Source organism: Streptomyces clavuligerus (genome assembly GCF_005519465.1).
GTDB classification, from domain to species: Bacteria; Actinomycetota; Actinomycetes; order Streptomycetales; family Streptomycetaceae; genus Streptomyces; species Streptomyces clavuligerus.
Genome location: NZ_CP027858.1, coordinates 3202905 through 3228335, shown reverse-complemented (window position 1 = coordinate 3228335; position 25431 = coordinate 3202905). Strand labels below are relative to the sequence as shown.

The window sequence follows — 25431 nt, the reverse complement described above, 5'->3', positions numbered from 1 at the left end:
CTCGGACAGGGGTACACCCAGGCTCCCGGCGACCCCGGGGGACCGGACCGACGGAGGAGCACGCACGTGACCGTGGACAGCACCGCCGCGCGCAAACCGCGCCGTGGCGGCAAACGGGTGAGCGCCGCGAAGAAGACGCAGGGTTCCGAGCCTCAGCTCGTGCAACTGCTGTCACCGGAGGGCAAGCGGATCGAGCACCCCGAGCACAGCATCGACCTGAGCGGCGAGGAGCTGCGCGGTCTGTACCGGGACATGGTCCTCACCCGGCGCTTCGACGCCGAGGCCACCGCCCTCCAGCGCCAGGGCGAGCTGGGCCTGTGGGCCTCGCTGCTGGGCCAGGAGGCCGCGCAGATCGGCTCCGGCCGGGCGCTCCGCGACGACGACTATGTCTTCCCCACCTACCGTGAGCACGGCGTCGCCTGGTGCCGCGGGGTCGACCCCGCCAATCTGCTGGGCATGTTCCGGGGTGTGAACCACGGTGGCTGGGACCCCACCACCAACAACTTCCATCTGTACACGATCGTCATCGGCTCGCAGGCGCTGCACGCGACGGGGTACGCGATGGGGGTCGCGAAGGACGGGGCGGACGCCGCCGTGATCGCCTACTTCGGCGACGGCGCGTCCAGCCAGGGCGATGTGGCCGAGGCCTTCACCTTCGCCTCCGTCTACAACGCCCCCGTGGTCTTCTTCTGCCAGAACAACCAGTGGGCGATCTCGGAGCCGACCGAGCGGCAGAGCCGGGTGCCGATCTACCGGCGGGCCGAGGGGTACGGCTTCCCCGGGGTGCGGGTCGACGGCAATGACGTCCTGGCCACGCTCGCGGTGACCCGGTGGGCGCTGGAGCGGGCCCGGGGCGGTGAGGGCCCGACGCTGGTGGAGGCGTTCACCTATCGGATGGGTGCCCACACCACCTCGGACGATCCCACCCGGTACCGCCATGACGAGGAGCGGGCGGCCTGGGAGGCCAAGGACCCCATCCTGCGGCTGCGCGCCCTGCTCGTGGGGGAGGGCCACGCGGACGACGCCTTCTTCGCCGCGCTGGAGGAGGAGAGCGACACGCTGGCCCGCCGGGTCCGTGAGGCCGTGCGGAGCATGCCCGAACCGGACCGTCTGACGATGTTCGACCATGTCTACGCCGACGGGCACGCCCTGGTGGACGAGGAGCGCGCGCAGTTCGCCGCGTACCAGGCGTCCTTCGCCGACGGGACGGACGGGGACCGCGCTCACGCCGAGGGAGGCAACTGACCATGGCCGTACAGAAGCTGCCGCTCGCGAGGGCGCTGAACGAGTCCCTGCGCAAGGCCCTGGAGACCGACCCGAAGGTCCTGGTCATGGGCGAGGACGTGGGGAAGCTGGGCGGGGTCTTCCGGATCACGGACGGCTTGCAGAAGGACTTCGGTGAGGAGCGGGTGATCGACACCCCGCTCGCCGAGTCGGGGATCGTCGGCACGGCGATCGGGTTGGCCCTGCGCGGCTACCGGCCGGTGGTGGAGATCCAGTTCGACGGGTTCGTCTTCCCGGCGTACGACCAGATCGTCACCCAGCTCGCGAAGCAGCACGCGCGGGCGCTGGGCACGGTCAAGCTCCCGATCGTGATCCGTATCCCCTATGGGGGTGGCATCGGCGCGGTGGAGCACCACTCGGAGTCGCCGGAGGCGCTGTTCGCGCATGTGGCCGGGTTGAAGGTGGTCTCTCCCGCCAGTCCGTCCGACGCGTACTGGATGCTTCAGCAGGCGATCCAGAGCGACGATCCGGTGATCTTTTTCGAGCCGAAGCGGCGCTATTGGGACAAGGGCGAGGTCGACACCGAGGCCATCCCCGGTCCGCTGCACCGCGCCGAGGTGCTTCGTGCGGGGTCGGATGTGACGCTGGTGGCGTACGGGCCCATGGTGAAGGTCTGTCTGGAGGCCGCGGCGGTCGCGGAGGAGGAGGGCCACTCGCTGGAAGTGGTCGATCTGCGCTCTGTCTCGCCGCTCGACTTCGACACCGTCCAGCGTTCGGTGGAGAGGACCGGGCGGCTGGTGGTCGTGCATGAGGCGCCGGTGTTCTTCGGCTCCGGCGCGGAGATCGCCGCGCGGATCACGGAGCGGTGCTTCTACCACCTGGAGGCCCCGGTGCTGCGGGTGGGCGGCTACCACCTGCCGTATCCGCCGGCCCGGCTGGAGGAGGAGTATCTGCCGGGACTCGACCGGGTCCTGGACGCCGTCGACCGTTCGCTCGCGTACTGAGGAGGGCCGCTGTGATCCGCGATTTCAAGATGCCCGACGTGGGCGAGGGGTTGACCGAGGCCGAGATCCTCAGCTGGTATGTGCAGCCCGGGGACACGGTCACCGATGGACAGGTCGTCTGCGAGGTCGAGACGGCGAAGGCGGCGGTCGAGCTGCCGATCCCCTATGACGGGACCGTGCACGAGCTGCGTTTTCCGGCGGGGACGACGGTCGACGTCGGCCAGGTGATCATCTCGGTGGACACCGGGGGCGGGACCGCCGCCGCCGAAGAGGCCGGTGAGACCGGTGACGCCGGTGAGACCGCTGAGACCGGCCAGGCGCCGAAGGGGCGGCAGCCCGTCCTCGTCGGCTATGGCGTGGCCGAGTCGTCGACGCGGCGGCGCCCGCGCAAGCAGACCGCCGCCGGGTCCGCGCAGGCGCCGTCCGCGCCCGGGTCCGCGCAGGCCGCCCCGGCGTCAGCCCCGGCGTCCGTGCCCGCGCCCGTTCCCGTGGCGGTGCCCGTTCCGGAGCAGTCGGTTCCGGAACGAGGGGTTGCGGAACGGGTGGTTCCGAATGGCGGGTCCGGCCTGAACGGGCACGGCCCGGCCGCCCCGGCCGCTGCGCCCGGCGTCCCCACCGCCGGCGGGCGCCCGCTGGCCAAGCCGCCGGTCCGCAAGCTGGCCAAGGATCTGGGCGTGGACCTGGCCACGGTGGTGCCGAGCGGCCCGGACGGGATCATCACCCGCGAGGATGTGCACGCCGCCGCGGCCCCCGCCCCCGCCCCCGAGCCGGAGGTGGCCGCCGACCTGCCGGTGACGGCCGGGGCGGCGGTGACGGCCGGTGCGCGTGAGACCCGTGTCCCGGTCAAGGGGGTGCGGAAGGCCACCGCGCAGGCGATGGTGGGCTCGGCCTTCACCGCCCCGCATGTCACCGAGTTCATCACCGTCGACGTCACCCGCACGATGAAGCTCATCGACGGGCTGAAGTCCGATCCGGACCTCGCCGGGGTGCGGATCAACCCGCTGCTGATGATCGCCCGGGCGCTGCTGCTCGCGATCCGCCGCAACCCGGGGATCAACGCCTCCTGGGACGAGGCCCGCCAGGAGATCGTGCTCAAGCACTACGTCAACCTGGGCATCGCCGCCGCGACCCCGCGCGGGCTGCTCGTCCCGAACATCAAGGACGCGCACACCCGGACCCTGCCCGAGCTGGCCGGGGACCTCGCCGAGCTGGTCACGACCGCCCGCGAGGGCCGCACCACCCCCGCCGCCATGCAGGGCGGCACCGTCACCATCACCAATGTCGGGGTCTTCGGCATCGACACCGGCACCCCCATCCTCAACCCGGGCGAGGCCGCGATCCTCGCGGTCGGCGCGATCGGGCTCCGGCCCTGGGTGCACAAGGGGAAGGTCAAGCCCCGCCAGGTCACCACGCTGGCCCTCTCCTTCGACCACCGGCTCGTCGACGGCGAACTCGGTTCCAGGGTCCTCGCCGACACCGCCGCCGTCCTCGAACAGCCCAAGCGGCTCATCACCTGGACCTGATCCGCCGCGCGGATCCCGTCGGACGCACCCGGGGCCGGGACACAGGACGTGTCCCGGCCCCGGGCCGTCGCACCGGACCTCGTCGCGCGGGCTAGTCGCGCGGCGCGTCGACCGGCATCGTCCGCAGCTTCACGGACTTCGCGCCCGTCGTCCCGAAGGCGTGGTTGAGCATCTTCTCGGCGTCCCGGAAGCGGTCCGGGCCGTTGAGGACGACACCGATATAGGTCTTGGAGCCCCGGGTGGCGGCGAAGACCAGGCACTTGCCCGCCTTGCTGCCCGAGCCGGTCTTGATGCCGACCATGCCCTGGTAGGAGCCCAGCAGGGTGTTGGTGTTGGTCCAGGTGTAGTACCGCTTCTTGCCGTTCGCTGCGGTGGCGGTGGCGTGGTACGTCCTGGTCTTCACCACATCACGGAAGAGCTGGTTCGAGAACGCGTGCTTCGCGAGCTTCGTCAGGTCGCTCGGCGTGGTGTAGTTCTGACCGCCCGGCGATATGCCGTCGAAGGAGTCGAACTTCGTGTTCTTCAGCTTCAGGTCCGCGGCCTTCTTGTTCATCATCCCGATGAACGACTTGGTGCGCGCGGCGGTCGTCGTGCCCTTGCCGAAGGCGTCGGCGAGGGCGTAGGCGGCGTCGCAGCCCGAGGGCAGCATCAAGGCGTGGAGGAGCTGCCGGACGGTGAGCTTGTCGCCGGTCTTGAGGTCGGCCGTGGAGCCCTTCTCCCGGGCGACGTAGTCGCGGTAGGACTGCTTGACGGTCAGCTTGCGATTGAGGTCGAGGCCCTTGGTCGTCAGCACCGTGATGGCGGTGGCCACCTTGGTGGTGCTGGCCATCTGGCGACGGGTGCTGTCGCTCTTGCTGAAGACGCTCTTGCCGGTCTTCAGATCCATCAGATACCCGGCCGCACCGCTGATCTTCGGCGCGGGCCTGGTCGCCGCGTGCGCCGGCGCGGTGAGGGGGGACGCGGTGAGCAGCAGCCCGCCCGCGAGAACGACCGTGGCGGTTCTGCGCACGCTCGTGTGGGTGAGAGTCAAGGGAAACACTCCGGAGTGGACGTCCGTCGTCGATGTCTGAGTGGGTGCCCGCGTCCGTGCCGGAGGCTGTGCCGGGTCTGTGCCCGTGGCGGTGCCAGTGCGACCAGTGCCCGTCCCGGCCGTAAGCGGGGCCCCACATTCTGACGACCTGTTGGGGGGAAAGGATGTGGGAAGGGGGTCAGAAGTGGCGCATATCTCATGGGGAAACGCTTCTTCAGGCCGAACGGGCTGAATCCCGGAGGCATCGCACCGGTCTCGCGCCGCCCCGCACGGCCTCGTCCCGGCCCGCTCCCCGCCCGTCGGGCTCCGTCGGGCGTCCGTCGGGCGCCCGGCAACCGCTCGGCCATGGTCCGGCCACGGTCCGGCCATCGAGCGGCCATCCACCGGCCATTGGCGTGTGCACAACTTGTATCTAAGCTGTGCACATGACAGTTGCAGCGCCCGCAGCCGAACGGGTTTACACCCACGTCAAGCAGGCCGTACTGGACCGCCGTTACGAGGGCGGGACCCTGCTGACCGAGGGCGAGCTGGCCGACGCGGTGGGCGTCTCCCGCACCCCCGTACGGGAGGCGCTGCTCAAACTGGAGGTCGAGGGGCTGATCAAGCTCTACCCCAAGAAGGGCGCGCTGGTCATCGCCGTCTCCGCGCAGGAGATCGCCGATGTGGTCGAGACCCGGCTGCTGGTCGAGGAGCACGCGGCCCGCAAGGCCGTCCCCGCCCCGCCCCGGCTGATCGACCGGCTCGAAGAACTGCTGGAACAGCAGAGACAGCAGGGCGAGAGCGGTGATCTCGCCGCTGTCGCCGTCACCGACCGGCTCTTCCACGCCGAGATCGTCCGGCACGGCGGCAACGAGATCCTGTCCCGCCTCTACGACCAGCTCCGCGACCGCCAGCTCCGGATGGGGGTGGCCGCCATGCACGCCCACCCCGACCGGGTCGCCAAGAACGTTGCCGAGCACGGCGAGATCCTCCAGGCCCTGCGCGACGGCGACGCGGAGCGCGCCGCCGCCCTGGTCCGCCGGCACATCGGCTGGTTCTCCACGCTGGCCAGGGGCGAGGTCCGGTGAGCGCTCCGGGTGCGATACCCGGCGATCCGCCGGGCGGCCGGCGCGCGCTGGTCGTCTGGGGGACAGGGGTCGCCGTCTACTTCGTCGCGATCGTCTTCCGCACCTCGCTCGGGGTGGCGGGGCTCGACGCCGCCGACCGCTTCGATGTCAACGCCTCCGCGCTCTCCACGTTCTCCATCCTCCAACTGCTGGTGTACGCGGGCATGCAGATCCCCGTGGGGCTGCTGGTGGACCGGCTGGGCACCCGGAAGGTCCTCACACTGGGCGCCCTGCTCTTCACCGCCGGACAGCTCGGCTTCGCGCTCGCCCCGACCTACGGGATGGCGCTGGCCGCGCGCGCCCTGCTGGGCTGCGGGGACGCCATGACGTTCATCAGTGTGCTGCGGCTCGGCAGCCGCTGGTTCCCGGCCCGGCGCGGACCGCTGATCGCGCAGGTCGCCGCCCTCTTCGGGATGGCGGGCAACCTCGTCTCCACCGTCGTCGTCGCCCGGCTGCTGCACGACGTGGGCTGGACCGCCACCTTCGCGGGGAGCGCGGTGGCCGGGGCCGTGGCCGTGCTGCTCGTCCTGCTGCTGCTCAAGGACCACCCCGAGGGGCAGGGGCCGCCGCCCGCCACCGGGCACCGGGGGGCGTCCTTCGTCCGCCGTCAGGTCGCGCTGTCCTGGCGGGAGCCCGGCACCCGGCTGGGGATGTGGGTGCACTTCACCACCCAGTTCCCCGCGATGGTCTTCCTGCTGCTGTGGGGGATGCCGTTCCTGATCGAGGCCCAGGGGCTGTCGCGGGAGACCGCCGGTTCGCTGCTCACCCTGGTGGTGCTGGCGAGCATGGTGGTGGGGCTGGTGTACGGGCAGATCATCGCCCGTCATCACGCGGCCCGGGTCCCGCTCGCGCTGGGCACGGTCGGTGCGACGGCCCTGGTGTGGGCGGCGACGCTGGCGCACCCGGGGGACCGGGCCCCGATGTGGCTGCTGATCGTCCTCTGCGCGGTGCTCGGCGCGGGCGGCCCCGCCTCGATGATCGGCTTCGACTTCGCCCGTCCCGCCAATCCGCCGGAGCGGCAGGGCACGGCCTCGGGGATCGTCAATGTCGGCGGTTTCACGGCGTCGATGACCACGCTGCTGGTGATCGGTGTGCTGCTGGACGCGACCGGGGGCGACTACCGGACCGCCTTCTCCTGTGTCTTCGTCCTGGAGGCGCTGGGGGTGGTCCAGATTCTGCGGCTGCGGGGGCGCGCGGCCCGGCTGGAGCGGGAACGGCTGGTGGCGAGCCGGGTGGAGGCGGTTCACGTTCCGGCGTGAACGTTTCGTCGTGCACGTTCGGCCATGGAGGCTTCGACGCGCACGTTCCGTCGTGCACGTTCCACCGCGCACGCTCACCCGTGTGGACGCTTACCCGTTTCCGGCTCCGCGCGCGTTACGGAGGGAACGTTCCTGCGGACAGGTTCCGCCGTGGACACCCGGCGTTCCGGGACCGGCCCGCCCCGGTCCCGGGCGCCGTGCCGCTCAGGGTGTCACCGCGAACGACGCCAGGATCGCGGCGCCCAGCTCCTGGTCCCCCTCGACCTTCACCCGGTCCGCGACCGCCGGATACCGCACCCGTCCGCACGCCAGCCGGTAGTACGTCTCCCAGTCCAGCGCGAGCGAGACGACGGGCCCGAGCGAGGGCGAGCCGTCGATCGAGCCGCGCCCCTCCGCGTCCACCCGGACCGTCCGTAGGAACTCCAGCGGCCCGTGCACATCCACCACCACGGCCGAGTTCGCGGGGACCCCCGCGTCCTTCGCCACCACCTTCGGCAGCGCCTCCAGCAGCAGATCCCGGGCGACGTGCGCACCGGGCGAGTCCAGATTCCCCGGCCTGCCCAGCGCGATCCGCAGATCCTGCTCGTGCGCCCAGGTGTCGAACGCCCGCATCCGCAGGGCCAGCTCCAGCGTCTGCTCGGCCCCGAGCGGGGCGCGCACCAGGGTGTCCGGGGCGCGGGTCTCGTTCCGGAGCTGCCGGGCCCGCCGGATCACCGTGTACTCCAGTTCGGCGGTCATCTCCGGGCCGGTGTGATGCCTGCGCACATCGACCTGGACCTCCATGTAGCGCGCGAAGTCGTTCCGCATATGGCGCAGGTCGCGCGGCAGGGTGTGGATGGGCCGGGGGTCGCCCAGCATCTCCGTCTCCACGCCGATCACATGCGAGACCACGTCCCGTACCGACCAGGCGGGGCAGGGGGTGGCCCGGTTCCACTCCCCTTCGACAAGGGGTTGGACCAGTTCGGATATCGCCTCGATGGAGTGGGTCCAGGCATCGGCGTAGTTCTGGAGGACGGGATGGACGGTCACGGGACCCCTCGGCGGTTCTGCGGGACAGCGGGAGACATGGGTGCGTGGCGTGCGGGCGCGAAAGGCGCGGTGGTTCTCAAAGTTACGCCGCCGGGCGGGGGCCCGGCAGGGCTTGTTCGGTGCTTTCCTGACGATCGTAGGCCCGTCCCCGGGCCGATCACAGGCCCGTGCCCGGGGTTCTCCTCCCGGCGGGCGGAGCGGCCCGGGACGCGGACGGCCTGCCCGGGGACGTGCGCGGTCGGCCCGGGGACGGGTGCGGTTGGATGGGGACATGGCGACACGTGCACGCGTCAGGGCCCCCGAGCTGATCGGCAGGGGCGGCTGGCTGAACACCGGTGACAAGCAGTACACACTCCGCGAGCTGCGCGGAAAGATCGTGGTGCTGGACTTCTGGACCTTCTGCTGCATCAACTGTCTGCATGTCCTGGACGAGCTGCGCGAGCTGGAGGAGAAGCACCGGGACACCCTGGTGATCATCGGGGTCCACTCGCCGAAGTTCGTGCACGAGGCCGACCACCGGGCCGTCGTCGACGCCGTCGAGCGCTACCAGGTGCACCACCCCGTCCTCGACGATCCGGACCTCGCCACCTGGAAGCAGTACGCCGTCCGGGCCTGGCCCACGCTGGTGGTGATCGACCCCGAGGGGTATGTCGTCGCCCAGCACGCGGGCGAGGGGCACGCGCACGCCATCGCCCGGCTGGTGGCGGAGCTGGAGCGGGAGCACACGGCCAAGGGGACGCTGCGGCGCGGGGACGGGCCCTATGTGGCGCCGGAGCCGGTGGCGACCGAGCTGCGCTTCCCGGGGAAGGCGGTCCTGCTGCCGTCCGGGAACTTCCTGGTCTCCGACACCACCCGGAACCGGCTCGTCGAGCTGGGACCCGACGGGGAGAGCGTCGTCCGGCGGATCGGGAACGGGCTGCCCGGCGGTGTGTCCGAAGAGCCGTTGTCCGACGAGTCGCCCGGGGATTCGCCTGGGGAGTCGTCCGGCCGGGTCCTCAACGAGCCGCAGGGGCTGGCCCTGCTCCCCGACGGCCGGGTCGCGGTCGCGGACACCGTCCACCACTCGATCAAGGCGTACGACCCGGAGAGCGGGACGGTCACGACCCTCGCCGGGACCGGGCGGCAGTGGTGGCAGGGCTCACCCACCGCCGGGCCCGCGCGCGAGGTCGACCTCTCCTCCCCCTGGGACGTGGCCTGGTGGCAGGGGAGGCTCTGGATCGCGATGGCCGGGACGCACCAGCTCTGGACGTACGACCCCGCGACGGACACGGTCGCGGTGGCCGCCGGGACCACGAACGAGGGGCTTGTCGACGGGCCCGCCGCCGAGGCGTGGTTCGCCCAGCCCTCAGGGCTCGCGGCGGCCGGGGACCGGCTCTGGATCGCCGACTCCGAGAACTCGGCACTCCGCTGGATCGACACCGGGGGCACCGTGCACACGGCCGTCGGAACCGGCCTCTTCGACTTCGGACACCGGGACGGGGCCGCCGCGCAGGCGCTGTTCCAGCACCCGCTGGGGGTCACCGCGCTGCCGGACGGCTCGGTCGCCGTCAGCGACACGTACAACCACGCGCTGCGCCGCTACGACCCGGCGACCGGCGAGGTGACGACGCTCGTCACCGATCTGCGGGAGCCGTCCGGCGCGGTGCTCGTGGACGGGGACATCGTCGTGGTGGAGTCGGCCCGGCACCGGCTGACCCGGCTGCGGCTGCCGGAGGAGGCGGTACGGGTCGAGGCGGTGGCCCACCGCACGCGGCGGGCCGCGACCGCGATCGCGGCGGGGACGCTCCGGCTGGACGTCGTCTTCCAGGCCCCGGCCGGGCAGAAGCTGGACACCCGTTACGGGCCCTCCACCCGGCTGCTGGTCTCCGCGACCCCGCCGGAGCTGCTGGCCTCGGGCGCGGGCGCGGGGACCGATCTCTTCCGTGAGCTGGAGATCGACGCGTCGGTGGGCGCGGGGGTGCTGCATGTGTCGGCGATGGCCGCCTCGTGCGACGACGACCCGGCGAACGAGTACCCGGCCTGCCATGTGCATCAGCAGGACTGGGGGGTTCCGGTGCGGGTGGCGGACGACGGGGTCCGTCGGCTGCCGCTGGTGCTCGCGGGGATGGACCCGCAGGCGCAGGGCGATGGGGCGGACGGGGCGAACGGGGCCGCCGGGCCGGGCTGACCGGGCGGGACTGGGCCGGGCGGACCTCGGACGGGAGCGGCCCGCGGGCCGGATCGGCCCCGGCCGGCGGGGCGGGGGCGGGGCTCAGCCGACGAGGCCCTGTTCCCGCGAGGGGCGGCCCGCCGCTCCGTCGAGACAGCCCTCGATCCACAGCGCGGGGTTGAACGTGGCGTTGCGGCCCCCGTACCCGTCCCGTTCCAGCAGCACGCACTCGCCGGAGAGCAGCTTCTCCACCAGCTCCCCGGTGGGGTCGCCCTGCCGGATGCGGTTGCTGTAGAGGTACCCCGACTCATAGGCGATGTCGTCGGCGCGCGGCGGCCGGTCGTTGTACTGCCGGACCAGCAGCCCGCCGCCGCCGAACAGCACGGCCGCGCCCACGGCGGAGGCGATGAGCCGGGTGCGGCGGGAGGGGCCGGAGTGCCGGGCGAGCGAGGGGTCGCCGGGCTGACCGGGACCGGGGAGGAGGACCATGCCCGGCACTCTGCCGGGGGGAGCCTTTCGCGGATGTTTCGCGACCGCTGCCGATCCGGCGGGGACCGGCAGCGGACCCGGGCTCAGCCCTGAAGGAACGCCGTCAACACGTTCGCCAGCAGATACGGGTCGTCCGCGCCGCACAGCTCCCGCACACTGTGCATCGACAGACACGCGACGCCGATGTCCACGGTGTGGATGCCGTGCCGGGCCGCCGTGATCGGGCCGATCGTGGTGCCGCACGGCATCGCGTTGTTGGAGACGAACGACTGCCACGGCGACCCGGCCCGCTCGCACGCCGCCGCGAAGACCGCCCGGCCGCTGCCGTCGGTGGCGTACCGCTGGTTCACGTTGACCTTGAGGATCGGGCCGCCGTTGGGGAGCGGGTGGTGGGTCGGGTCGTGCCGCTCCGCGTAGTTGGGGTGGACGGCGTGGCCCACGTCGGAGGAGAGGCAGACCGTGCTCGCGAAGGCGCGCGCCCTGTCCTCGTAGGTTCCCCCGCGCGCGAACACGGAGCGCTCCAGCACCGAGCCGAGCAGCGGGCCGTCCGCGCCGGTGTCGGCCTGCGAGCCGTTCTCCTCGTGGTCGAAGGCGGCGAGAACGGGGATGTACGCGAGGTCCGGGGTGCGGGCGGCGGCGGCGAGCGCGGCCGTCGCGGCGTGCACGGAGAGCAGGTTGTCCAGGCGGGGCGCGGCGAGCAGCTCGCGGTCCCGGCCGAGGTAGGCGGGTGCCTCGACGGAGTGGGTCATCAGGTCCCAGCCGACGATGTCGTTCGCGTCCAGGCCGGACTCCTCGGCCAGGAAGTGGACGAGGTCGCCCTCATGGACCTCGCCCAGGCCCCAGATCGGCTGCATATGGCGCTGTTTGTCCAGCTTGAGGCCGTCGGTGTTGACGGCTCGGTCGAGATGGATCGCGAGCTGCGGCACGCGCAGCAGCGGCCGGTCGACGTTCACCAGCCGGTGCGAGCCGTCGCGCAGGCTGAGCCGCCCGGAGATGCCCAGATCGCGGTCGAGCCAGCTGTTGAGCAGCGCCCCGCCGTAGATCTCGACGGCGATCTGCCGCCACCCGTGCGCGCCGGTGTCCGGGTCCGGCTTGACCCGCAGATTCGGCGAGTCCGTGTGCGCGCCGACGATCCGGAACGGGGTGTGGGGGTCGGCCCCCTCGGGGACGTACCACGCGATGAGCGCGCCGCCGCGGACGACGTATTTGCCGCCCGTGCCGGCGCCCGCGCCCGTGTCCCAGGCGTCCGTCTCCCGGACCTGCCGGAATCCGGCCTTCTCCAGTCTCTGGGCGGCCGTCGCCACCGCGTGGTACGGAGAGGGCGAGGCAGCCAGGAAGGTCATCAGGTCGTCGGTGTGTCCGCGGTCGAACCGGACGGGTGCGCTGGTGCTCATGGGGTCACCTTAACGAGGGGGGTGCGCGGGGGGCGCATGTTCTGGTCCCGCGCCGTTTCACATCGGCCGCGAGCCCCCTGCCGGGGGCATCTGCCGGTGGCTTCTGTCCGAGGGGCGGCCTCGGGCCCGTATACGTTCAGCCCCTTGGGGGTGCCCCCTCTGGGGGAGGTTGCCCCGCGTACATTCAGCCTCGCCGGCGATTGAGGCGCGGGGGTTCGGGGGCTGGCCCCCGACGACGGGCCCGCGCGGGGGGTCCGTCGGCTTACGCGTGAGCCTTGCGTTGGGTGCGGGGTCCGTCCTCAAACGCCGGACGGGCTTGTTGTGCTCGGGTCGGTCGTCGGGTGCGGGGGTGGGCGCCTCCGGGCTCGACTCCTCAGGGCCGGCAGACCGGGCGTCCGACGTCCAGGCGCGGGCCATTGTCCGCCGGTCCCTTCCGGGGACGACCCTGCACCCCCCACCACGGGGCCGGGCCGTCCCGGTGCGGGAGGGTGACACGGCGGCGTTGGGACAGTCCCGCCCACGCGGCCGCGTAGAACCGCTCCCGCTGGTCTCATGTGAGCCCTCGCGTCTCCGGCGCGGTGAAGATCGCGCGGGCCGTGGCGCTGCTTGGCCCTGATGACTGTGTCGGTGGAGGAGCATCGGGGGCCACGTGCACAGAGGCCAGGCGGCAGAGGTCATGGGCGTCAACGGCTCCTCGGCGGTGCTGCTGGGGTAGATCACCACAGAGTCGAAGGTCCGGCCGGAGTCGCGGGACACCCGCACGGTCATGGTCGTCGTTCGCCTTCCGTTGCCCGGTCCGGTTGGTGAGGCGATGCTCCAGCCGTCGAGGCGCTCGGCGCGATGACGCTTCGGGCGTCGTCCGGGCGTCGCTCTGGAGGGTGCCGATGACACCCCCAAGGGCGTCAAACCGGTGTCATTGAGTGGCTGTTCGATCTATCTTTGACGTCATGACGACGACCGCCCTGGTGCCGAATGATGTGCTGCGGGCCGTGCGTATGGGCCTGCGCTTGAGCCAGGACGACTTCGCCAAGGCGCTCCGCCGGGCAGGCGTGGAACTGGGGGAGCCGAACGAGGCTTCCAAGCGTCTGGTGCAGCGCTGGGAGTCCGGCACGAGCAGGACGCCCCGGGGCGTGTACGCCAGGGCCTTGGAACGGGTCACCGGCCGTCCGGTCGAGGTGCTGGGGTTCGCACTGCCGGTGCCGGTGGCACGGGTCCACGTGGACGGGAAGGGAGGGCATGACATGGAGGCCGACGCAACCGGTGCCGCAGGCGCGGAGCCCGGTGTGCAGGCGGGTGAGGAGATGTTCTCGGCGGTGTGGCTCAGCCGCTACGAGTTCTTCTCGTCGAGCCGGGGTGACTCGTACGAGGGCAAGCACTACGTGGTGATCGTCCAGCACGGGAACCGGCTGACCGTGCAGAGCCTGCCCGGGGCGAGCAGCAACCCGGACAGCCCGCTCACGCTGGACCTGACCGTCGATCGCAACGTGGTCACGGGCACCTGGGTCGAGCAGACCGCCGCGGACGGCTACTACAACGGGGCCCGCTACCACGGTGCCGTTCAGCTTCTGGTCGAGCCGACCGGGCGGCGCATGGCGGGGAAGTGGGTCGGCTTCGGCAAGGACTTCGACGTGAATACCGGCCCCTGGGAACTGCGGCTGGTGGACCGCTCCCTGAGCAGGGCGACGCTGGAGAGGTACAGCCGGCCGCCGGAGTGATGCCGGTGGTCAAGTGGGCCGACGCGGAGAAGCCCGCCGCCGCGTCGTGCGGGGGCGGGCCTCTCCGTTGCCGGGCAGAGCGTCAGAACGTCGGAACGTCGGAACGTCAGAACGCCGACTCGTCCAGCTCCATCAGCGTGAGGTCCACGGACTCGGCGAGGGCGCGGGCGGCGGAGACGCCCGGGAGGATGTTCGACGCGAAGAACTTCGCCGCGGCGATCTTGCCCTGGTAGAACGCCACGTCCTTGCCGGTCGCCGTGGGCAGCTTCTCGGCGGCGACGGCGGCGCCGCGCAGCAGCAGATAGCCGACGACGACATCGCCGGAGGCCAGCAGCAGCCGGGTGGTGTTCAGACCGACCTTGTAGATGTTCTTGACGTCCTCGCCGGTGGCGATGAGGTCGTTGGTCATCGCGCCGACGATCGCCTCCAGGTCGACCGCCGCCTTGGTCAGCGCCTCGCGGGCGCCCGCGAGGTCCTCGCCGCCGGTGCCCACGGCCAGGAACTTCTTGATCTCCTCGGAGAGCGCGTTCAGCGACTGGCCCTGGTCCCGGACGATCTTCCGGAAGAAGAAGTCCTGGCCCTGGATGGCGGTGGTGCCCTCGTAGAGGGTGTCGATCTTGGCGTCCCGGATGTACTGCTCGACCGGGTACTCCTGGAGGTAGCCGGAGCCGCCGAAGATCTGGAGGGACTGGGCGAGCTGCTCGTACGAGCGCTCCGAGCCATAGCCCTTGACGATCGGCAGCAGCAGGTCGTTCAGGGCGATCAGCTCGGCGGCGGACTCGTCCGCGGCCTCCTTGACGGCGATCTCGTCCTGGATGGACGCCGTGTAGAGGACGAGGGCGCGCATGCCCTCCGCGTACGCCTTCTGCGTCATCAGCGAGCGCCGCACGTCCGGGTGATGAGTGATCGTCACCTTGGGCGCGGTCTTGTCCATGAAGTTGACCAGATCCGAGCCCTGGACGCGCTCCTTCGCGTACTCCAGCGCGTTGAGGTAGCCGGTGGAGAGGGTGGCGATCGCCTTGGTGCCGACCATCATCCGGGCGAACTCGATGATCTTGAACATCTGCCGGATGCCGTCGTGCTTCTCGCCGATCAGCCAGCCCTTGGCGGGGTGGCGGTCGCCGAAGGTCATCTCGCAGGTGTTGGAAGCCTTCAGGCCCATCTTGTGCTCGACGTTGGTGGCGTAGACGCCGTTGCGCTCGCCCAGCTCACCGGTCTCGACGTCGAACTCGTACTTCGGGACGAGGAAGAGGGACAGGCCCTTGGTGCCGGGCCCGGCGCCCTCGGGGCGGGCGAGGACGTAGTGGAGGATGTTCTCCGACATGTCGTGCTCGCCCGAGGTGATGAAGCGCTTCACACCCTCGATGTGCCAGGAGCCGTCCTCCTGCCGTACCGCCTTCGCGCGGCCCGCGCCCACGTCCGAGCCCGCGTCCGGCTCGGTCAGGACCATGGTGGAGCCCCACTCCCGCTCGACCGCGATCTCCGCGATCTTCCGCTGGGCCTCGGTGCCCTCCTCGTAGAGCAGCCCGGCGAAGGAGGGGCCGGAGGAGTACATCCACAGCGCGGGGTTGGAGCCCAGCAGCAGCTCGGCGTAGGACCACACCAGGGAGCGCGGAGCGGTGGTGCCGCCGATCTCCTCGGGCAGGCCGAGCCGCCAGTACTCGGACTCCATGAAGGTCCGGTAGCTCCGCTTGAACGACTCCGGTATCGGCGCGGTGTTGGTCTCCGGGTCGAAGACCGGGGGGTTGCGGTCGGCGTCCGCGAAGGACTCCGCCAGCTCGTTCTCCGCGAGGCGGGCGACCTCGTCCAGGATGGACTTCGCGGTGTCCGGGTCCATCTCGGCGAACGGGCCGGAGCCGTACAGCTTGTCGCGGCCGAGCACCTCGAACAGGTTGAACTCGATGTCACGAAGATTCGACTTGTAGTGCCCCATGGCGACGGCTCCGTAGGTTCGGGAGTCTCAGTGCGAGAGTGCGGTGCGAGAGTGCGGTGCGGGGTGCGAGGGGTCCGGCGAGTCGGTGCGCCGACCCATCTACCAGCTGGTAGCTACGATGATGCTACCCACCAGTAATAAGTTGCAACCCCCTATCGCCCAACTGTGACTGGTTACTCTTGCCGTCATGTACGGCTACGACCAGAACCAGGGCGCTCACCAGCAGTACGCGGCCCAGCAGCCCTACGGGGGTCAGCCACAGGGCCAGCCGCTGTATCCGGAGCCGTCCCCGCCGTCGCTCGCCGACGCGGTGCGTGCCTTCACCACCGGAACGCTCTCCGCCGAGGACTTCCAGCAGATCTTCGCGACCTCCAAGGTGTACTGCCCGCGCGGCGACAACCCCGGTTTCCTGGCGCTGCACAACACCCAGCAGCCCGTGATCCCCATGTTCACCTCGCTCAAGGAGCTGCGCCGCTACGCGGGCAAGGAGTCGAAGTACTTCGTGATCACTGGGGCGGAGGTGATCGATCTGCTGCCGACCGGGTACGGCTTCGTCCTCGACATGGAGGGGGAGCACCGGATGGTCTTCGACGCCAAGGCCGTGGAGCAGATGGTCGACTTCGCGATGCGGCGCATGTACGGCTGAGTGCGGCGGGCGCGGCCGGGTGCCGTGCCGGTGTGCCCCCGTGCGGGTGGGCGGGGGATGTGGATCGGGACATCGGTCGGATCGGACGGTGGAAGCAGGCGCCCGGGAGGAATACCTTCCGGGCGTCTCTCGTTGTCGCTGGCGGAAAGTTCAGTGTTCAACTAAACTGACCGCACAAGGAGGTCTTCCCATGCCCGCTGTGACTGTCGAGAACCCGCTCACGCTGCCGAGCGTCGCCGCCCCCGCCGACGCGGTGTCCCGTCCCGTACTCACGGTGACCACCGCCCCCAGCGGCTTCGAGGGGGAGGGCTTCCCGGTGCGCCGCGCCTTCGCGGGGATCAACTACCGCCACCTCGACCCGTTCATCATGATGGACCAGATGGGCGAGGTGGAGTACGCCCCCGGGGAGCCCAAGGGCACGCCCTGGCACCCCCACCGGGGCTTCGAGACCGTGACCTATCTGATCGACGGGACCTTCGTCCACCAGGACAGCAACGGTGGCGGCGGCACGATCCAGAACGGCGACACCCAGTGGATGACCGCCGGTTCCGGACTGCTCCACATCGAGGCCCCGCCGGAGGACCTGGTGATGTCCGGCGGCCTCTTCCACGGCCTTCAGCTCTGGGTCAACCTGCCCGCGTCCGACAAGATGATGGACCCCCGCTACCAGGACATCCGCGGCGGCCAGGTCCAGCTCCTCACCTCCCCCGACGGCGGCGCGCTGCTGCGCGTCATCGCGGGTGAGCTGGACGGACACGAGGGGCCCGGCATCACCCACACCCCCATCACCATGATCCACGCCACCCTCCGTCCGGGCGCGCAGATCACCCTGCCCTGGCGCGAGGACTTCAACGGACTCGCCTATGTCCTGGCCGGACGGGGCTCCGTCGGCACCGAGCGGCGGCCCGTCCGCATGGGGCAGACCGCGGTCTTCGGCCAGGGCGGCGCGCTGACCGTCCGCGCCGACGACACCCAGGACTCCCATACCCCCGACCTGGAGATCGTCCTCCTCGGCGGGCGTCCCATCCGGGAGCCCATGGCGCACTACGGCCCCTTCGTGATGAACACGCAGGACGAGCTGCGCAAGGCGTTCGAGGACTTCCAGGCGGGCCGGCTCGGCACCGTCCCGGCCGTCCACGGCATGTGATCCGCACCCCGGCCGACCGGGGACAGCGCGAAGGGGCCCGCACATCGGCGTGCGGGCCCCTTCGCCGTGCCCTTCCCGCGCCGTCCCCGTGCCACATCCGTCGCGCCCGTGCTGTCCGTGCCGTCCGCGGTACCTGCGCCTCCCGTTTCGCGTCCGTGCACCCGCGTCCGTGGCACCCGCGTCCGTCACCCGTACGGGCGGCCAGTACGCGCCGCAGCCCCCGCGCCGTGGTCGGGTGGGGGCGTGCACACCCTGCTGCCCGAGCCGGTGCGGCGACTCGCCGCGTGGTGCGCCGTCATCCTGCTGCTCGCGGGTGTCGGCGCGGTCGCCCTCTGGCTGGTGCAGACCTTCCGGATCGCGGTGACCCCCGTCCTGCTCGCGCTGCTCGGGACCGCGCTGCTCGGACCGTTCTACCGGCGGCTGCGCGCGATGAAGGTGAGCGCCTCGCTGGCGGCCGGACTGACCTGCGCGGCCGTGGTGTGCGTGGTGGGCGGGGCGATGTACGTCGTCGTGAAGGCGCTCATCGACAACGGTCCGCAGATCCTCGCCTCGCTGCGGGACGCCGCCATGGGGATCACCGAGCACTTCGGGGCCGCGGGGACCTCGCTGGCGGATCTGGCCGTCAACGCGAAGGAACTGCTGGCGAAGTTCGGCGGCACGGCCGCGTCCGGGGTGATCAGCGGGCTGAGCGTGGTCGGCCAGGGGATCGCCACGGCGGTGCTGGCGCTGCTGCTGATCTTCTTCTTTCTGCGGGACTCCGACCGGGCCTCGAAGCTCGCGCACTCCGTCGCCCCCGGGCACAGCGGACAGATGGTCGAGGAGATGGGCCGCCGGGCCTTCGAGGCGGTCGAGGGCTTCATGCGCGGCACGACCTTCATCGCCCTCATCGACGCGCTCCTGATCACCGTCGGACTGCTGGTCCTGCGGGTGCCCGGCGCGGTGGGCCTGGGCGCGCTGGTGTTCGTGGGGGCGTACATCCCCTATCTGGGGGCCTTCATCTCCGGCGCGGTGGCGGTGCTGGTCGCGCTCGCCGACCGGGGGTGGGTGATCGCGCTCTGGGCGCTGGGAGTGGTGCTCGCCGTCCAGGTACTGGAGGGGCATGTGCTTCAGCCGATGATCCAGAGCCGGACGGTGCAGATGCATCCGGCGGTGGTGATGCTGGCGATCACGGCGGGGGCCGGGGTGGCGGGCATCCTCGGGATGCTGCTCGCGGTGCCGGTGGTCGCGGCGGCGTTCGGGGTGATCGGGGTGCTCAGGGAGCGTTATACGGGGACGGGGGCCGCGTCCTCCTCCGGTCCTGACAGTCCTGACGGTCCCGGCAGTTCCGCCGGTCCCGCCGACTCCTGACGGTCCCGCCGGTTCCTCCGGCTTCTCCGGTCGCGCCGACTCCTGACGGTCCCGCCGGCAGCGGTTCCTCCGGCGGGCCGAGCTGACCCCCGCCGCCCCGCCGCCTCACCCCTCGCCGAAGCGTTCCAGCAGATCGGTGAGGTCCGTCTCCGCCTCCGCCGCCCTCTCCGTCGCTTCCGTCTCCCCCGTCGCCCGCGGGCCCGCCGCCGCCCCGCCCGCGCCCGCCGTGCCGGACTCCCGCAGCTCGAACCAGATCGACTTGCCCTCGCCCCGCGGGTCCACCCCCCACGCGTCCGACAGCATCTCCATCAGCACCAGCCCCCGCCCGGAGGAAGCCAGCTCCCCCGGGCGCCGCTTGTGCGGCAGGTCGTCGCTCGCGTCGGAGACCTCCACCCGCAGCCGCCGGGCACCGTCGCCGCAGGTCACCTCGGCGACCAGCAGGGCGTTGCCGTCGGTGTGCACCAGGACGTTGGTGACCGTCTCGGAGACCATGAGCACCGCCGCGTCGACCTGCTCGGGATCGGCCCAGTCGTGCAGCAGCCCGCGCACCTGACGGCGGGCGACGGCGATCTTCTCCGGCTCGGCCTGCGCGACGGTCATCGCGGTGCGCCGCGGGGGCTCCCGGAGCGCCCCCGTGGGATCGGGCACCCGGGAGAGCAGCACCAGGGCCACGTCGTCCTCCCGCCGGTCGGCCAGCGGCCCGGTGGTGTAGTGGGAGGACGGCCCGTGCACGGCCTGGACCAGCGCGTCGGCCAGCTCCTCCAGGGACTGACCGGACGGGTTCTCCAGCACCCGGCGCAGCCGCTCCCAGCCGGTGTCCAGATCGTGTCCGCCGGTCTCCAGCAGACCGTCGGTGCAGATCATCATCGTTTCCCCGGGCTCCAGCGTCAGCCGGGTGGTCGGATAGTCCGAGTCGGGGTCGATGCCCAGCGGCAGCCCGCCCTCGGTGGGGCGCACCAGTACCGTGCCGTCGGCCATCCGCACGGCGGGCTCGGGGTGCCCGGCCCGGGCGATCTCCACCCCGCCGGAGGCCGGGTCCACCTCCAGATAGAGGCAGGTCGCGAAGCGGGGCAGGGAGTGGTCGGCCTTGCCGTGCCCATCGGTGATGCCGTGCAGGAAGCGGGAGGCGCGCGAGAGCACCGCGTCGGGCCGGTGCCCCTCGGACGCGTACGCCCGCAGCGCGATCCGCAACTGCCCCATCAGCCCGGCGGCCCGGACGTCGTGCCCCTGGACATCCCCGATGACCAGGGCCATCCGGCCGGACGGCAGCGGGATCATGTCGTACCAGTCGCCGCCGACCTGGAGCCCGCCGCCGGTCGGCACATAGCGGCCCGCCACCTCCATGCCCGGGATGGCGGGCCCGATGACCGGCATCATCGAGCGCTGGAGCCCCAGGGAGAGTTCCCGTTCCGACTCGGCGGTCCCCGCCCGGGTGAGCGCCTGCGCCAGCATCCGCGCGACCGTGGTGAGCACGGACCGCTCGTCGGGGGTGAAGGCCACCGGGTGCCGGAAGGCCGCCAGCCAGGCGCCCATCGTGCGGCCCGCGACGGTCAGCGGCAGATAGGCCCAGGACTGCCGGCCCAGCCGCTGCGCCAGCGGCCAGCTCGTCGGGTAGCGGCGGTTGTACTCCTCCGGGCTGGGCAGATAGACCGCCCGCCCGGTGCGCACCACCTCGGCCGCCGGGTGGTCGGTGTCCAGCCGCATATTGCTGAAGGGGTCGCCGTCCGCGCTCTGGTGCCCGTGCTGACCGGTGATCGTCAGCCGGTCGCCCGCCGCGCCGAAGACCGCGAGCCCGTCGGGCGAGAACCCCGGCATGGAGAGCGAGGCCGCCACCCGCAGCACCTCGGCCGTGGACCGCGCCTCGGCCAGTGCCCGTCCCGCGTCCAGCAGGAACGCCTCGCGGGAGCGGCGCCAGTCGCCGGTGATGGGGGTGCGGGCCGCCGTGCCCTCGGTGGGCTCGGCGACCTCCTGGAGGGTGCCGTCCAGGAGGTAGGAGCCGTTGTGCAGCACCGGCTTGGAGCGGACGCGCACCGTGCGCAGCACCCGGCCCTCGTCGTCGACCACCCGCAGCCGGCCCTCGGCCAGCGTCCCCTCGGCGATGGCGAGCGAGATCACGCCGTTGATCTCGTTCCAGTCGACGGGGTGGAAACGGGCCCGGACCTCGGACTCCGGGCAGAGACGGGAGTCGGGCAGCTCAAGCAGCCGGGCGGCCTCCGCGTCGAGGGTGACCGTCCCGGCTGCGTTGTCCCACCGCCACAGGCCGGTCGCGATGGCGGCCAGGACGTCCTCGGTGCGCATTGCCTCACTTTATTCCGATCCGCGGGCGGGTCACCCGTCCGGTACCACCCACGGGGGACACGGGATCGCACCCGCGATCCCCTGGGGATATCGGGGGTGCGCGACAGGCGGACCGGGGCGGGCGCCGTGCCGCGGCGGGGTCCGGTGGTGCGACGCGGTGAGTGACGTGTCTATGCCAGTGGGCCGGTTCGGGGGCGGGCGGTAACCTGGACGGGCCCGGCTCCTGAACAAAATCACCAAGACTGGATGAACGAAGATGCATCGGTACAGGTCCCACACCTGCGGCGAGCTCCGCGCCTCTGACGTCTCCACGGACGTCCGGCTGAGCGGCTGGCTGCACAATCGCCGAGACCTGGGCGGCATCCTCTTCATCGATCTCCGCGACCACTACGGCATCACCCAGCTGGTGGCCCGCCCGGGCACCGCGGCCAACGAGGCGCTGAGCCACCTCACCAAGGAGACCGTCGTCCGCGTCGACGGCACGGTCGTCGGCCGGGGCGCGGACAACGTCAACCCCGAGCTGCCCACCGGTGAGATCGAGATCGAGGTCACCGGGATCGAGGTGCTGGGCGCCGCCCAGCAGATCCCGTTCACGATCAACGCCGACGACGGGGTCAACGAGGAGCGCCGGCTGGAGTACCGCTTCCTCGACCTGCGCCGTGAGCGCATGCACCGCAACATCATGCTGCGCACCGCCGTCATCTCCGCCATCCGGCACAAGATGACCGCCCTCGGCTTCAACGAGATGGCGACGCCGATCCTCGCCGCGACCTCCCCCGAGGGCGCGCGCGACTTCGTGGTCCCCTCCCGGCTCAACCCGGGCAAGTTCTACGCGCTGCCGCAGGCCCCGCAGCAGTTCAAGCAGCTTCTGATGATCGCGGGCTTCGACCGCTACTTCCAGATCGCGCCCTGCTTCCGGGACGAGGACGCCCGCGCCGACCGCTCGCCCGGCGAGTTCTACCAGCTCGACGTGGAGATGAGCTTCGTCGAGCAGGAGGACGTGTTCCAGCCCGTCGAGAAGCTGATGACGGAGCTGTTCGAGGAGTTCGGCGGCGGTCGCCATGTCACCTCGCCGTTCCCGCGGATTCCGTTCCGCGAGGCGATGCTGAAGTACGGCTCCGACAAGCCGGACCTCCGCGCCCGGCTGGAGCTGGTGGACATCACCGATGTCTTCGAGGGCTCCGCGTTCAAGGCGTTCGCGGGCAAGCACGTCCGCGCGCTGCCGGTGCCGGACGTCTCCGCCCAGCCGCGCAAGTTCTTCGACCAGCTCGGCGAGTACGCCGTCGAGCAGGGCGCCAAGGGCCTGGCCTGGGTCCGGGTCGCGGAGGACGGGACGCTCTCCGGCCCGATCGCCAAGTTCCTCACCGAGGAGAACGTCAAGGTCCTCACCGAGCGTCTGGGCCTGGCCGCCGGGCACGCCGTGTTCTTCGGCGCGGGCGAGGCCGCCGAGGTCTCCAAGATCATGGGCGCGGTCCGGGTCGAGGCCGCCAAGCGCTCCGGCCACTTCGAGGAGGGCGTCTTCCGGTTCTGCTGGATCGTGGACTTCCCGATGTACGAGAAGGACGAGGAGACCGGGAAGATCGACTTCTCCCACAACCCCTTCTCCATGCCGCAGGGCGGGATGAAGGACCTGGAGGAGAAGGACCCGCTGGACATCCTCGCCTGGCAGTACGACATCGTCTGCAACGGCATCGAGCTGTCCTCCGGCGCCATCCGGAACCACGAGCCCGAGATCATGCTCAAGGCGTTCGAGATCGCCGGGTACGAGCGGGAGACGGTCGAGCGCGAGTTCGCGGGCATGCTCCGCGCCTTCCGTCTGGGCGCCCCGCCGCACGGCGGCATCGCCCCCGGCGTCGACCGCATCGTGATGCTGCTCGCCGACGAGCCGAACATCCGCGAGACGATCGCGTTCCCGCTCAACGGCAACGCGCAGGACCTGATGATGGGCGCCCCGAGCGTGCTGGAGGAGTCCCGTCTCCGCGAGCTGAACATCGCCCTGCGCAAGCCGCCGGCCGGGAAGAACTCCGCCGCGGAGTGACCCCGCCGCCCCCGCTGTGACGCACCGGCGCCCGCCGCCGGACCGCCGCGCCGACGGGGAGCCGTCCGCCCCGGGCCCGTACCGACCACCTCGGTACGGGCCCGGGGCCGTTTCGTTGCGGGACCGCACGGCTTCGTTCCGGGACCGCACGGCTCGTCCTCGGGATCGCGGTCCGTCCTGGGGATCATGGTCCGTTCCGGGGATCGCGGTCCGTTCCGGGAAATCACGGCGGGCGGGCAACCGGCCCCCCGCTCCACCGCGTTCTCCAGATGTGACCAACGGAGGACAGACCCGGGGCGGGGGCGGTGGGATGCGATCCTTCGGCGACAGCGGTGGTGCCGGTGGCAGCAGCGGCGCCGGGAGCGGCGGCGGCGGGGACTTCGAGACCTTCGTCGCCGCACGGGGGCCGCGGCTGCTCAGAGTGGCGTGGCTGCTGACCGGAGACGCCCATCTCGCCGAGGACCTGCTCCAGACGGTGCTGGCGAAGGTGTGGCCCAAGTGGCAGCGGATCGCCACCGACAGCCCCGAGGCGTATGTGCGCAAGGCGCTCGTGCACACCCACGCGAGCTGGTGGCGCCGCCGCTGGCGCGGCGAGGTCCCCCACGGGGAGCTGCCCGACGCGGTCGGGGCCGCCGACGCCTACGCCTCGGTGGACCTGGAGCAGTCGCTCGCCGCCGCCGTCCGCGCCCTGCCGGTGCGGCAGCGCGCGGTGGTCGTCCTGCGCTACTTCGAGGATCTGAGCGTCGAGGAGACGGCCGCGACCCTGGGCTGCGCCCCGGGCACGGTCAAGAGCCAGTCGGCCAAGGCCCTGCGCTCCCTGCGGGCGAGCGTCCCGGGCATGGCGTCCGACAGTGATGACGCGAAGGAGGAGAGCATCGATGGCAGCTACGCGCGATCCGCTTGAGCGCGCCGAACACGATCTGCGCACCCTGCTGGAGCTGGGCACCCCCCGGCTGACCGCCCCCGAGGGGCGCGTCGGCCAGATCCGGGCCCGCGTCGTCCGCAACAGACGCCGCCGGGCGGGGGCGGTGCTGGTGACGATGTCCGCGCTGGCGGTGACGGGGCTTCTGGTGCCGCACGCGCTCCAGGGCGACCCGGGCGGGGTGCGGCAGTCGGTGCCGCCCGCCGCGCCCCCCCCGCTGATGACGCCCGAGGACCGGGAGGTGCGGTTCAACGGCCTGGAAGGGCTCACCCTGAAGGCGCCCGCGGCCTGGCACGCCCTGGAGGTCGGCCGGGACTACGCGCCGCTCGTGGAGCCCGGGGGCTTCCTCGGCACCCAGCGGCTCACCGCCCGGCCCCCGTCCTGTGTCCCGGTGGACGAGGGCGCCTGTCCCCCGTTGAAGCGGCTGGGGGAGCGGGATGTGCTCATCAGGGTGTCGGGGTTCAAGGCGGTGGCGGAGACCTGGAATGGCCAGCCCTTCCAGCGCTCGGAGTACGTGGACGGCTTCTGCGAGCAGATCGGCGGCACCCGGTCGTACATGAAGAGCTTCGCCGTCGAGAGGGCATCGGGCGGCCTCGGCGCCGTCATCCAGGTCTGCGCCGGGGAGAAGACCTCCACCGCCACGATGACCAGGGTTCGGTCGGTGGCCGACAGCGCGCGCTTCCCCCAGGAAGGCGGCGTGTCCGCGCCCACCGCGTCCGCACCCGGGGGAGCGGACGAGAAGAGCACCTCGGGCACGGCGGACGGCCGCTCCGGCTCGGCCCCGGACCGGCAGCCGCCCCGGACGCCCTGACGGCCGGGACGCCCTGACGGGTGCGGGGGCCTGATGGGCCGGGTGCCCGGTGGCCGTCCCGGACTCCGCCCCGGCGGAACGGGGGCGGGCCCCCGCGGTCCGGGTCCCGGCCCGGGTCCGTGATGCCCGGTGGCCCGGGGACGGTGGCGTCGGCTCCACGCGGGACCATGACCGTCCCGGACGGTGGGCCGCCCCGGCGGAACGGGGCCCGACGGAACGGGGCCCGACGGCCGGGAGCCCGGGGCCGGAGCGCCAGCGCCCAGGGTCTCGACGGCCCGGGGCCGTGAGGTCCGCTGGCTCCGGCGGTGGGTCGGGTCCCGACCAGGGGCACGGCGCCCGATGGCTTCGGTGGGCCGGTGGGCCGGTG

Annotated in this window: 19 protein-coding genes; 13 read left to right on the top strand and 6 right to left on the bottom strand. The window is 71.9% G+C overall.

What is annotated here, in order from left to right:
- The first annotated feature begins 66 nt into the window (after window positions 1-66).
- The 3 genes from pdhA to CRV15_RS13505 are packed head-to-tail and all read left to right on the top strand — an operon-like array spanning window position 67 to window position 3751.
- Window positions 67-1245, top strand: a complete 1179-nt coding sequence (gene pdhA, locus CRV15_RS13515) for a pyruvate dehydrogenase (acetyl-transferring) E1 component subunit alpha (RefSeq protein ID WP_003955371.1) — start codon at window positions 67-69, stop codon at window positions 1243-1245.
- Between the two features lie 2 nt (window positions 1246-1247).
- Window positions 1248-2228: an alpha-ketoacid dehydrogenase subunit beta gene (locus CRV15_RS13510; RefSeq protein WP_003955372.1), complete on the top strand. Its 981-nt coding sequence runs from the start codon at window positions 1248-1250 to the stop codon at window positions 2226-2228.
- 29 nt (window positions 2229-2257) lie between these two features.
- Complete coding sequence (locus CRV15_RS13505) at window positions 2258-3751, top strand: dihydrolipoamide acetyltransferase family protein (protein ID WP_174391427.1); 1494 nt, start codon at window positions 2258-2260, stop codon at window positions 3749-3751.
- A 91-nt stretch (window positions 3752-3842) separates the two neighbouring features.
- On the opposite strand, the gene CRV15_RS13500 is transcribed toward CRV15_RS13505, so the two are convergent.
- A complete protein-coding gene (locus tag CRV15_RS13500) occupies window positions 3843-4760 on the bottom strand; it encodes a D-alanyl-D-alanine carboxypeptidase family protein (protein WP_009996911.1) in 918 nt (305 codons plus the stop codon).
- Between the two features lie 446 nt (window positions 4761-5206).
- Here CRV15_RS13500 and CRV15_RS13495 point away from each other — a divergent pair, with 446 nt between their 5' ends.
- Both CRV15_RS13495 and CRV15_RS13490 read left to right on the top strand, forming a co-directional pair.
- Window positions 5207-5848, top strand: coding sequence for a GntR family transcriptional regulator (locus CRV15_RS13495; protein ID WP_003961162.1), 642 nt, complete (start codon window positions 5207-5209; stop codon window positions 5846-5848).
- Window positions 5845-7146: an MFS transporter gene (locus CRV15_RS13490; RefSeq protein ID WP_003955377.1), complete on the top strand. Its 1302-nt coding sequence runs from the start codon at window positions 5845-5847 to the stop codon at window positions 7144-7146. The genes CRV15_RS13495 and CRV15_RS13490 overlap by 4 nt, the downstream gene beginning before the upstream one ends.
- Window positions 7147-7350: 204 nt before the next feature.
- Here the strand turns inward: CRV15_RS13490 and CRV15_RS13485 are convergent, their stop codons facing one another.
- Complete coding sequence (locus CRV15_RS13485) at window positions 7351-8175, bottom strand: maleylpyruvate isomerase family mycothiol-dependent enzyme (protein WP_003955378.1); 825 nt, start codon at window positions 8173-8175, stop codon at window positions 7351-7353.
- Window positions 8176-8446: 271 nt separating this feature from the next.
- Between CRV15_RS13485 and CRV15_RS13480 the strand changes: the two genes are divergently transcribed.
- Window positions 8447-10342 carry an NHL domain-containing thioredoxin family protein gene (locus CRV15_RS13480; protein WP_003955379.1) on the top strand — a complete coding sequence of 632 codons (1896 nt, stop codon included), beginning with the start codon at window positions 8447-8449 and terminating at the stop codon, window positions 10340-10342.
- 84 nt (window positions 10343-10426) lie between these two features.
- Here CRV15_RS13480 and CRV15_RS13475 read toward each other — a convergent pair whose 3' ends face one another.
- Entirely contained in the window at window positions 10427-10813 is a 387-nt protein-coding gene (locus tag CRV15_RS13475) for a hypothetical protein (RefSeq protein ID WP_009996913.1), read from the bottom strand.
- 83 nt (window positions 10814-10896) lie between these two features.
- Entirely contained in the window at window positions 10897-12207 is a 1311-nt protein-coding gene (locus CRV15_RS13470) for a M18 family aminopeptidase (RefSeq protein WP_003955381.1), read from the bottom strand.
- Between the two features lie 947 nt (window positions 12208-13154).
- Between CRV15_RS13470 and CRV15_RS13465 the strand changes: the two genes are divergently transcribed.
- Window positions 13155-13922: a helix-turn-helix domain-containing protein gene (locus CRV15_RS13465; RefSeq protein ID WP_003955382.1), complete on the top strand. Its 768-nt coding sequence runs from the start codon at window positions 13155-13157 to the stop codon at window positions 13920-13922.
- A 106-nt stretch (window positions 13923-14028) separates the two neighbouring features.
- Here the strand turns inward: CRV15_RS13465 and CRV15_RS13460 are convergent, their stop codons facing one another.
- Window positions 14029-15855, bottom strand: a complete 1827-nt coding sequence (locus tag CRV15_RS13460; protein WP_003955384.1) for an acyl-CoA dehydrogenase — start codon at window positions 15853-15855, stop codon at window positions 14029-14031.
- Between the two features lie 187 nt (window positions 15856-16042).
- On the opposite strand from CRV15_RS13460, the gene CRV15_RS13455 reads away from it, so the two are divergent.
- The 3 genes from CRV15_RS13455 to CRV15_RS13445 all read left to right on the top strand — a co-directional run bounded on the left by CRV15_RS13455 (window position 16043) and on the right by CRV15_RS13445 (window position 18995).
- Complete coding sequence (locus CRV15_RS13455; RefSeq protein ID WP_003955385.1) at window positions 16043-16501, top strand: SseB family protein; 459 nt, start codon at window positions 16043-16045, stop codon at window positions 16499-16501.
- Window positions 16502-16691: 190 nt separating this feature from the next.
- Entirely contained in the window at window positions 16692-17648 is a 957-nt protein-coding gene (locus tag CRV15_RS13450; protein ID WP_003961164.1) for a pirin family protein, read from the top strand.
- 243 nt (window positions 17649-17891) lie between these two features.
- Window positions 17892-18995, top strand: coding sequence for an AI-2E family transporter (locus tag CRV15_RS13445; protein WP_003955387.1), 1104 nt, complete (start codon window positions 17892-17894; stop codon window positions 18993-18995).
- Window positions 18996-19100: 105 nt separating this feature from the next.
- On the opposite strand, the gene CRV15_RS13440 is transcribed toward CRV15_RS13445, so the two are convergent.
- Window positions 19101-21293 (bottom strand): ATP-binding SpoIIE family protein phosphatase, encoded by a 2193-nt coding sequence (locus CRV15_RS13440; protein ID WP_003955388.1) that lies wholly within the window; start codon window positions 21291-21293, stop codon window positions 19101-19103.
- Window positions 21294-21549: 256 nt separating this feature from the next.
- Between CRV15_RS13440 and aspS the strand changes: the two genes are divergently transcribed.
- From aspS to CRV15_RS13425, 3 genes are all read left to right on the top strand, one after another.
- Window positions 21550-23331 carry an aspartate--tRNA ligase gene (gene aspS / locus CRV15_RS13435; RefSeq protein ID WP_003955389.1) on the top strand — a complete coding sequence of 594 codons (1782 nt, stop codon included), beginning with the start codon at window positions 21550-21552 and terminating at the stop codon, window positions 23329-23331.
- A gap of 310 nt (window positions 23332-23641) precedes the next feature.
- A complete protein-coding gene (locus CRV15_RS13430; RefSeq protein ID WP_003955391.1) occupies window positions 23642-24235 on the top strand; it encodes a SigE family RNA polymerase sigma factor in 594 nt (197 codons plus the stop codon).
- Window positions 24210-25064: a hypothetical protein gene (locus tag CRV15_RS13425; protein WP_003961165.1), complete on the top strand. Its 855-nt coding sequence runs from the start codon at window positions 24210-24212 to the stop codon at window positions 25062-25064. Before CRV15_RS13430 ends, CRV15_RS13425 begins: the two co-directional genes overlap by 26 nt.
- Window positions 25065-25431 lie beyond the last annotated feature (367 nt).